This window comes from Streptomyces thermoalcalitolerans, from assembly GCF_039525155.1.
GTDB classification, from domain to species: Bacteria; Actinomycetota; Actinomycetes; order Streptomycetales; family Streptomycetaceae; genus Streptomyces; species Streptomyces thermovulgaris.
The window spans coordinates 1-6,301 of record NZ_BAAAHG010000106.1 but is presented as its reverse complement, the minus strand read 5'-3'; the positions used below and the strand labels follow the sequence as shown (position 1 = coordinate 6,301).

General features: G+C 75.5%; 2 protein-coding genes and 2 pseudogenes. All 4 read left to right on the top strand.

Annotation, left to right across the window (positions count from 1 at the left end):
• Positions 1-469: pseudogene (locus ABD224_RS28790) on the top strand (HEAT repeat domain-containing protein); the annotation flags it as partial.
• Positions 470-995: 526 nt separating this feature from the next.
• Complete coding sequence (locus tag ABD224_RS28785; RefSeq protein ID WP_344055188.1) at positions 996-2,522, top strand: hypothetical protein; 1,527 nt, start codon at positions 996-998, stop codon at positions 2,520-2,522.
• A 52-nt stretch (positions 2,523-2,574) separates the two neighbouring features.
• The gene (locus ABD224_RS28780; protein WP_344055186.1) at positions 2,575-3,453 is read left to right on the top strand and encodes a hypothetical protein; all 879 of its coding nucleotides are present in this window, start codon (positions 2,575-2,577) and stop codon (positions 3,451-3,453) included.
• A gap of 89 nt (positions 3,454-3,542) precedes the next feature.
• A pseudogene (locus ABD224_RS28775) lies at positions 3,543-6,301 on the top strand (hypothetical protein); the annotation flags it as partial.

Below are 6,301 nucleotides of genomic sequence, written 5' to 3'. Positions count from 1 at the left end.
CTGGGCCCGCCGCCCCGACCCGCTGGGCGCCGCCGCCGGACGCGTGCTCGCCTGCCGCGGCGGGGCCCAGGACCGCGACCTCGTCCTCGCCGCCCTCCGGGAGGCCGTCCGGGGCGAAGGCCCCGACGCCCCCACGCTGTGGACCCTCGTCGACGGCGCCGGACGCCTCGGCATCACCTGTGCCGCCCCCGTCCTGCGCCACATCTACCGCGAGACCGCCTCCTCGCATCTGCGCGGCCGCGCCGCCCGCGCGCTGGCCGCCACCGACCCCTCCTTCGCCACCGGATTCGCCGTCGAGTGCCTGTGGGACTGCGAGGAGACCACCCGCGAACTGGCCGCGCGGCACGCCGAGACCGGTGACGCCCGCGTCGTCGAGCGACTGCGCAGGCTCGCCGCCGACCCGGCCGAGGAGGCCGAGGTCCAGACCGCCGTACGCAGCCGGATCGGACCGGACCTGCCCACCGTGTGACCCCGTGACCCGGACGCCGGGACCGCGGGGACGGAAACCGGCCTGCCGCGCCGCGCAGCCCCACGCCCATGGGACGGTGCCCCGTCCGGAAGGACCCACGGTGATTCCACGGTGACGCGGCCGCGCCCGGTCCGGCGACAACACCGGTACCGCGTGCCGTCATCGTGACCGAGTCCCTGCCGCCCGTGCCGCCGACGGTGTGCCGCGCACCCGGGGCCCGCCCCGGAGCCTCTCCCGGTGCGCCGCCGACGCCCTCGGTACGTGTACGGCGCACGCCTCCGCGCGTGTGGTGTGCCCCACAGGGCTTACGGGGCGGGAGTCCGCGTGCACTCGGCGCGCGCGACGTCGTACGCGCCCCGGGTGCCGGTCCGGCGGAACGGCACCCCGCGCCACGGCCGCGGGACCGCGCGCCCGTCACGCCCGTGGGGAGAGATGCCGTCGGTGCCGGTGGCCGCTCGCGCACGCACCGGACCGGGGCGTCCGCGCTGTTTGGGTTCTTGTCGGATCGAGGACCTAGTCTGTGCACGTGACTTCGCCTGCATCGACGGACAGCGCTCCGCCCCAGCTCAGCGCGGGGCCGCGCCCTGCCCTGGGCCCGGCCGCCGACGAAGGACTGGCGCGGCGGCTGCGCGCACTCGCCTGCACCGCACCGCTGCACGACCTCGACGCGCGCAAGGCCAATCTCGCCGGCGAGTATTCGGTGTACGGCATGGCGGAGATCGCGCTCGCCGCCATCGACCTGATCACCCTCAACATGGACTTCGACACCGGCGCCGACCACGACGAGATCGTGGCCCGGCTCGTCCCGCGTGTCGCCGCCCAGGCCCCGCAGCGGCCGGCCGCCGAGCACGAGCGCGTGGCCCGCTGGGTCCTGGAGAACCTGATCAACGTCGGCAGCGTCGACCGCGGCTTCCGCGCGGTGTACGGCACCTTCGCGCCGGACGGCACGTACGTCCGCCGGGACTACGACTTCAAGCTGATCGAGGAGGTCCCGGGCCCCGGCGGCAGCATCTATCTGCGCACCACGGACGAGGCGGTCAACGTCCTCGTCGGCGCCCTCGACACCGATGTGACCAGCGCGCAGATCGCCGCCGAGGTCAAGCTGGACGTGCTCATCAGCCGCGGCCGGCTCGCCGACGCCCAGCTCGCCGCCGAACAGGCCCGCTACCGGACCGTGCAGTACTCGGAGAACCTGCGCCGGGCCCTGGAGGCCACCCGGCGCAACGTCCGCGCGGTGGACTGGCTCAACGCCGTCCCCGACATGATCGCCGAGGCCCTGGACCATGTCGCCGACCGTTACCGGCACGAGAACGCGATCCTGACCAACATCCGCAAGGCACGCGACGAGTCGGAGGACCCCGAGCACAAACGGCGCGCCGCCGAGCTGGTCGACATCGTCAAGGACTGCATCCGCCGGCACACCCAGCTGCAGGCCCGCCTCCTGGAGGCCGGCCCGCTGTTCCGCGCCGAGCAGGACCGGCAGGCCTTCGCCACCCCCTCGGCCACCTCCGGCACCGACCTCTACGGCCATCTGCTCGCACCGACCCTCCCCCTGCCCCTGGAGCAGGCGATCCGCGTCACGGACGCCTTCTTCGCACACGGCACGGGGCTGCGCACACCCGTGTCCGTCCGGGTGGGCGACCTCGTCGACATCCTGCTGACACCCCCGGTCGAGCGGGAGCACCTGGGCGCCGAGATGCCCGAGCCCGACCTGATCGCCACCCCGGACGACAGCCGGTTCAGCGAGGAGCAGCTCGCCGCCGCCATGGAGCTGCTGGACCTGCCGCCCGACGCGCCGCGGCGGCTGTCGGGCCTGCTCGCCGAGGCCCGCCGCAAGGACCCCGACCTGCCCTATCTGGTCGCGCTGCTCGCCGTGCACGCGGCCAGCCCGCCGGTCGGCACCGCCTACCGGCAGGGCGAGGAGAAGCTGCTGTTCGCCGTGGACGACGGAACCGAGCTGGACGACCCCGAGTTCGGCGGCGCCGACCTCGTCGTCGGCACCGCGCTGCTGGACGCGGCGGGCATGGCGGCCGACCGGACGGAGGCGGCGTGAGCCTCGCCCACACCCGTACGCACGAGCCAGACCGCGACAAGGAGCCCCAACCGTGACCGAGCCCGTCGACCGGAGCGAGCCGGAAGCCGCACCCACGCCCCCTACGGCTGCCGTCACGCCCGCCGACGCCGCCGACGCGGCCCGGCTCGTCGCCTTCGGATTGCAGCCCAAGCTGCAGCCCGCGCGCGACCAGGAGTACACCGACCTGCTGCGCCGCTACCGCGAGGACCCGCCGTTCGCACGGCTCGCCGACGCCGTGGCCGCCGGGCTGGGGCTCGTCGTCCTGGAGGTGTCCCCGCGCGCGGGCATGGTGGTCACCGCCGCCGAGGGCTCGGTGTTCGCCGTCCGTATGAGCGACTACGCGCGCCGCACCGCCGCCGACTCCACCGACCGCTTTCTGCACGGGCTCGCCCATCTCGCCGTGGCCGCCCTCGCCTTCCCCCGGCCCGAGGACCTCGCCGACGACGGCTACGTCGGACGTGTCACGGTCAACGGCGTCGACAGCTTCGTCCGCCAGGCCTGCCGCCGTCTGGAGGAACGCGCCGAGAAGCAGGGCGAGAACACCGACCCGGCCACCGACGCGCCCGGCCTCGAGGCCGCCTGGCGGGTCTGGGCCAGACGCAGCGCGACCGGGGCCACCAAGGACGCACGCAGGCCGGCCACCTCGACCACCGGCATCGTGGCCAAGGCCCTGGCGTTCCTCGCCGACTCCGGGTTCCTGCAGCGCACCGGCGACGAGAACGGCGGCACCTACCGCACCACGGCCCGCTACCAGCTCCAGGTGCGGGACATGGCGGGCAGTGCCGCCCTGTCCGAACTGCTGGAACTGGGCATCGTCCCGGTGACCGACGGCAGCCCGAGCCTGCTGCCCGCCGAGGACGTCGACGACCTGGAACTGGTGGCCGACGACGGGCTGCCGTTCCGCTCCTAGGCCGCTTCAGGCCGTTTCCAGGCCGCTCTCAGGCCGCCCGTCGTCCCCCCAACTGCCCCGATCTGCAAGAAAACTGACGAGAGTCCGCCATGTACGAGCTGTCCCGGGTCCGCCTCTACTCCATCGGGCCCGCCGGTGCACGCTATGCCGACACCGTGCTTGACCTGAGGGGAGTGGGCGAACCGGTGCCCGACCCCGCCCCCGTCCAGGCGGAGTTCTTCCAGGAGGAACCGGCCGGCCCGCTGCGCCGGCCCGCCCCCGCGGGCGTGCTCTTCCTGGAGAACGGCGGCGGCAAGTCCGTCCTGCTCAAGCTGATCTTCTCGGTGATGCTGCCCGGCCACCGCAACACCCTCGGCGGTGCCAGCTCCGGCGTGCTGCGCAAGTTCCTGCTCGCCGACGACTGCGGGCACGTGGCCCTGGAGTGGCAGCACGTGCAGACCGGCGAGTGCGTGGTCGTCGGCAAGGTCAGCGAGTGGCGCGGACGCCAGGTCTCCAACGACCCGCGGAAGTTCGCCGAGGCCTGGTACTCCTTCCGGCCCGGCCCCGGACTCACCCTGGACAACCTCCCCGTCGCCGAGGCCACCTCCGTGCAGCCGCCCGCGGAGGGCCAGTCGGGGGCGCGGGGACGGCGCCGCACCATGAAGGGCTTCCGCGACGCGCTCACCGAGGCGGGCAAGGCCTACCCGCACCTGGAGGTGCACTGGGAGGAGATCCACGAGCGCTGGACCGAGCACCTCGGCGAGCTCGGCCTGGACCCCGAACTCTTCCGCTACCAGCGGGAGATGAACGCCGACGAGGGCGAGGCGGCCGGCCTGTTCGCGGTGAAGAAGGACTCCGACTTCACCGATCTGCTGCTGCGCGCCGTCACCGACACCCGCGACACCGACGGGCTCGCCGATCTGGTCAGCAGCTTCGGCAACAAACTCGGCCGGCGCGCCGAACTGATCGCGGAACGGGACTTCACCGCCGGCTCGGTCGACCTGCTCGGCCGGATCGTCGAGGCCACCGAGGCCCGCACACGCGCGCGTGAGATCCACGCGGCGGCCGAGCGGCGCACCCGCACCCTGGTGCGGCGGCTGTCCGCACGGGCCGTGCAGGAGCGGGCACGGGCCGGCGACCTCGCCCAGCAGGTCACCGCCGCGGCCCACGCCGTCACGCACGCCGAGGCCGCACGGGAGCGCAGCGCGCTGATCTCCGCCGAACTCGCCTACCGGCACGCCTCCCTGGCCCTCGCCGCCGCCGAGAAGGCCGCCGCGGCGCAGAAACGGGAACTCGCCGACGCACGCACCCTCTACGCCGCCTGGCAGGCCGCCGAGGCCGTGCTGCGCCACCGCGCCGCCGCCGACCGGGTGGCCCGTGTCTCCGCCGCGATCCGGGAGGCCGAGCGGGACGCGGCCCCCGCGCTCGCCGCGCGCACCCGGGCCGCCGTGGACCTCGTACGCGCCCTGCACGCCGCCGCGGAGCGCGCCGAGGCCCTGGCCAACGAGGAGGAGGAGCGGTCCGCGCGCCTCCAGGAGGTCAGCGAGTCGGCCTACCGGTACCAGACGGCCGCCGCCACCGAGGCGCAGCGGGCCCGCAGCGAGGCCGAGCATCTGCGCCAGCGTCTGGCCGAGGTCGAGCAGGAGACCGCCGAGGCGGTCCGTGCGGGCTGGCTGGACGACAGCGCCCCCGACGCCGACCCGGCGCGCGCCGCGCTGGCCGCCAGCGACGCCGAGAAAGAGGCGGTCGCCGCCTGGGACGAGGCCCGTGAGGCCGCCCGGAGGGCCGCCGAGCACGCGCGCGAGGCCGCCCAGGCCGAGTCCCGCGCGGAACTCACGGCGGCCCGCGCGGCCGACGCGGCGGTGGCGGCACGGCGCGCGTACGAGGGCGAACGCCGCATCGCCGAGGCCCTGGCGGCGGAGGAACGGCTCGCGGAACTGCTGAGCCTGCCGGGCACGACCGGGACCGGGCGGGGCGGAGCACCGAAGTCCCCCGCGGGACCGGACGCCGCGGACGACCCGGTCGGCACGAGCGGCACGAGCGGTGAGGACCGTGCCCAGGGCCCCCTCACCCCCGAGGAGCTGGACCGCTTCGCCGACGACCTGCGCGGCCTGCTCGACGACGCCGTCTCCTCCGCCGAACGGCACCTGTTCGAGCTGCGCACCGCCGCCGCGGACGACGCCCGGATCCTCGGCGCGCTCGGCGACGGCGGACTGCTGCCGCCCGGCCCGGACGTGCTGGCCACCGTCGAGTACCTCGGCGAGCACGGCATCCCCGCGCTGCCCGGCTGGCGCTACCTCGCCCAGGCCGTCGACCCCGCCGACCACGCGCGCGTCCTGGCCGCCCGGCCCGAACTGGTCGACGGTGTGATCATCACCGACCCCGACACCCACGCGCGGGCCCGCGAGGTCCTCACGGACGCGGCCCTGCTGCCCCGGTCCGCCGTGGCCGTCGGCACCGCGGCCGCCCTGCTCGCCCCCGCCCCGGCCGCCGACGCCGCCCTGGGCGACGTCTTTCTCGTACCGCCGAACCCGGCCATGCACGACGAACACGCCGCCGACGAGGAACGGCAGGCACTGCGTGCGCGGGCGACCGAGCGGGACGAGGAGATCCGCCGGCTCGCCGCCCGGCTCGCCAAGGACCGGGAGCTGGCGGCGCGGCTCGCCTCCTGGCGCGCCGGCTGCCCCGCCGGACGGCTCGCGGAACTGGCCCGGGCCGCCGAGGAGGCACAGCTCTTCGCCGAGGAGGCCGAGGCCGAGCTGGCCGAGGCACGCGGCCTGCGGGCGGAGGCCGAGGAGGCCGCCGCCGAGGCCGCCCAGGTGCGCGACGAACGCCAGGAGGCCGCTCAGCGGGCACGGCGTGCCGCCGA